Origin of the sequence: Microcoleus asticus IPMA8, from assembly GCF_013179805.1 — a bacterium.
Lineage (GTDB): Bacteria > Cyanobacteriota > Cyanobacteriia > Cyanobacteriales > Microcoleaceae > Microcoleus > Microcoleus asticus.
Window position 1 is genome coordinate 1 of sequence record NZ_SRRZ01000169.1, and the last position, 4112, is coordinate 4112.

Consider the following 4112-nt stretch of genomic DNA (forward strand, 5'->3'; position numbering starts at 1 on the left):
GCTCAAGCATTCTATTAAGTTATTAATACATTACTTGAAATTTCACGATATTCCCATTCCTGGGGCATTCATACCTTGATTCAGCAACGCCGAACGGTTTTTGTGTTATGTCATCTACCTCGCGCTGGCTCATCCGTAATATTACTTAATAAAATTCCCCATCTTTATCAAAACTTTAATTAAAAAAGTGTTTATAAAGAAAAGTTTATATAGATTTTCATAAAAAACAGTTATGGTTACTACAACCTTCAGAAATGTTTCGGACGCAAGTCGCGAAACAGGGAAATTATTGTCTTTTTTTAGCTATCAAATAGGTGTATTATGCCAAATTTAAATAATCAAGTTTCAGGAAGTACGATCGCCTTTATCGATCCTCAAGTTGAAGATTATCAAAGTTTGATTGCCGGGGTAACAGCGGGTACGGAAGTAGTCGTTTTGGATGGGAATCAGGATGCGATAGACCAAATTACTGATATTTTAGGCACTCGCAGCAATATTGACAGCATTCACATTGTTTCTCACGGTGCTCCGGGTAGCTTGCAATTGGGCGACGGTAGCTTGAGTTTAGATGATATAGAGTGCGATCGGTATTCTCTACAGCAGTGGTTTTCGCCACGAACCGACTCAAGGAGCAAAAATCGACCTAATATCCTGCTGTACGGGTGTTCAGTAGCAGCAGGCGGGACAGGTAAAGCATTTGTCAAACGCTTGAGTGAGTTAACCGGCGCTAGTGTTGCTGCTTCCCAAAACCTCACGGGAAGTGTAGCAAAGGGCGGCGACTGGGAACTGGAAGTCAGAACCGGGAAAATAGAAACGCCGCTGGTATTTGAAGCCGAAGTATTAGCGGGTTACGAGTATGTTTTGAATAGTTTTGGTGCTGCGACTAATTTTCCCGTAGGTTCCGATCCTGTCTTCGTCGATGTCGGAGATTTTAACGGCGACAAAATAAAGGACTTAGCTGTGGCGAACTCTGCCGCTTCCGGCGGCGGCGGCGGCGGTTCTGGCACATCTATTCTATTAGGAAATGGCACGGGTAGCTTTGGCACCGCTACTCTGTTGCCACGGGGGACAACTGCCCTGGCTGTCGCTAAATTTAATCCAGATAACTATGACGACTTGGTTGTAAATAATGGCAGTGGTTCTGTATCAATATTTTATGGGAGTAGCACTGGCTTGGGTGCTCCCGTCGATCTATCTTTCGACTCGCGGATTTTCAGTACATACATTGCTGCGGAAGATTTTAACGGTGACGGCCGGCCAGACTTAGCTTTAGCGACTAATCGCGCTACGGGTTCCCCCCCTGGTAATAGTGTCGTCTCAATTCTATTGCAGAATCTTGATGGCACTTTTGGGACTCCTCAAAACTTTTTGGTAGGAATAGGGCCTCAATCTATTGCCGTCGATGATTTTGACGGCAACGGCACAAAAGACTTGGCTGTCGGGACCAATGGTAACGGCCTTTCAATTCTCTTGGGGAATGGTAGTGGGAGTTTTGCCCCGGCCAACAAGATTACAGTGGGGTCACAACTATTTTCTGTGGCTGTGGGGAAATTTAACAGCGACTCCTTCCCCGACTTGGCTGTACCGGACCTGCAGTCTAACAACCTCTCAATTCTGCTGGGAAATGGTACTGGGGGGTTTACTACTACGGAAATTCCAGTGGGACCGAGTGCTTATTTCGTCACCGTTGCTGATCTCAACGGTGACTCCAAGCAAGACTTGGCTGTCAGGAACAATAACACTGACATAGGGGCGAAGGTTTCAACTCTGTTAGGGAATGGCGACGGCACATTTACCAAGACTGCTGATTTAGATGCGGGATTGCAGCCTACTTCTGTTATTGCGAAGGATTTGAACGGGGACGGTTTGCCTGACTTGGCCACCACTAACTTCAGTCCTACTAACAACGTTTCGGTGCTGCTAAATACACCCAATACAGTTAATTTCGGTGCTGCAACTTACAGTGGCACTGAAGGAACCACAGACACAGTAGTTAATATTCCCGTCACCCTCAGCGGTGGCACACCCTTCAGTGATGTAGTTGTACCAATTGTCATCGACCCCAGCAGCACAGCCACCGAAAATTCCGACTACGCCTTTTCCCCTACCTCGATTAAATTCCCCGCAGGTGCAACAGGTGCCGCACTCACCCAGAATGTTGCAGTTACTATCAAACCCGACAATCTCCCTGAAAACGCCGAAACCGCAATTCTCAACTTTGGCACAATCACCGGTGGTGTTGGCGGTACAACAAAACAAACAACATTAAATATTGCAGCCAACGGTACTGTTTCTTATGCCATTGCCGCCGGTACTGCCAGCATTCCCGAAGGCAATAGTGGCACAAAACCTCTGACTTTCACCGCGACTCGCAGCGGCAACACAGGCGGGGCAAGTAGCGTCAATTATACGATCGCCGGAACAGCTACAAACGTCAGCGATTACAACAACATCGGTGGCACTTCAGGGGCAACTACTGCTACTGGCACAATTAATTTTGCCGCCGAGGAAACATCGAAAACCATTACTCTGGATGTATTAGGCGACTCCCAAGGTGAACCCGACGAAACCATAGCCGTCACCCTTTCAAATCCCACAGGCCCGGGCGTAACACCGACAATTACCACTGCTACGGCTACCACAACTATTACTAATGATGACAAAGCTGGCTTTACTGTTAACCCAACAGGATTAACTACAAGTGAAGTCGGTGGCACTGCTACCTTCACTGTCAAACTCAATTCTCAACCGACTGCTAACGTTAAATTTGGTTTGAGCAGTTCCAATGTTGCCGAAGGAACTGTTTCGACTGATAGCTTAACTTTCACTCCCGCTAACTACAATGAACCGCAAACAATAACCGTGAGTGGTGTTAACGATTTGGTAGCTGATGGCCCTCTAGCATACAAAATTGTCACGGCTGCTGCTGAGAGTACCGATGTTAATTACAATAACCTCGATCCTGAAGATGTCACCGTCACCAACAGTGACAATGAAACTCCGGGAATTACGGTGAATCCGACGGCGGGATTAATTACGGGGGAAGATGCCACCAAGGCTAACTTTACTGTGGTTTTGAATACTCAGCCAACTGCTGATGTGAGTATCCGTTTGAACACGGATAATGTTGCGGAGGGAACAGTTTACCCTGCCAGCATAACTTTCACTCCGGCTAACTGGGATACAGCGCAACCAGTAACAGTAACAGGGGTTGAGGATAGCATTGCTGACGGCGATATTGATTACAAAATTGTTACGGATGCTGCTGAGAGTACAGATCCGAATTACAGCAACAAAGATGTAGCGGATGTTAGCCTCAGCAATAAGGACAATGATACCGCTAGTATTTCTATTACTCCTACGGCAACAACTGCTACCGAAGGCGGCGCGACGGGCAGTTATGCGATCGAGTTAACATCGGATCCGAAGGCCTCTGTTACAATTAACTTTGTTAATGCCGGAGGTCAAATAAAGCCGATCGGCTCTGTTACCTTTGACAGCAGTAACTGGAATATTCCCCAAACAAGGATTGTCACTGCTACCGACGATAGCAAAGCCGAAGGTACGCACACCAGCACGATCGCTCACACTGTTACCACTACCGACACTAAGTATAGCGGCACAACAATTCAGGATGTCAGTGTAGCGATTACCGACAACGACACAGCAGGTGTCAGCATTACACCTACGAGCACAACTGCTGCTGAAGGGGGTGCGAATGGCAGTTATGAGCTCAAATTAACGTCGCAGCCGATCGCGCCTGTAACTATCACTCTCACAACAGGTGAGCAGATTCAGGCGATCGCCCCTATCACTTTCACTACCGATAATTGGAATATAGCTAAAACCGTTACGGTGAAAGCTGTTGATGATACGGTTGTCGAAGGCGCGCACAGCGCTAATATTACTCACACTGTGAGTGGGGGTGATGCTAAGTATAATCTAGTTGTGGTTCCAGGGGTGACAGTGGCGATCGCTGATAACGATGTAGCGCCGACACCGACACCGACACCGACGCCGACACCTACTCCGACAACTGCTACGACGACAGCTAACGCGACACCGCCAGCCGCAGCAACAGAAGACACACCGCACGCGGCGACACAGGAGCG

The 4112-nt window shown here is 47.6% G+C and carries 1 protein-coding gene; it reads left to right on the forward strand.

The annotated features are described in order from the left end of the window. Positions 1-321: 321 nt before the first annotated feature. Positions 322-4112: DUF4347 domain-containing protein (locus E5S67_RS28835; RefSeq protein ID WP_216670781.1), on the forward strand; the 3791-nt coding region annotated here is incomplete at its 3' end.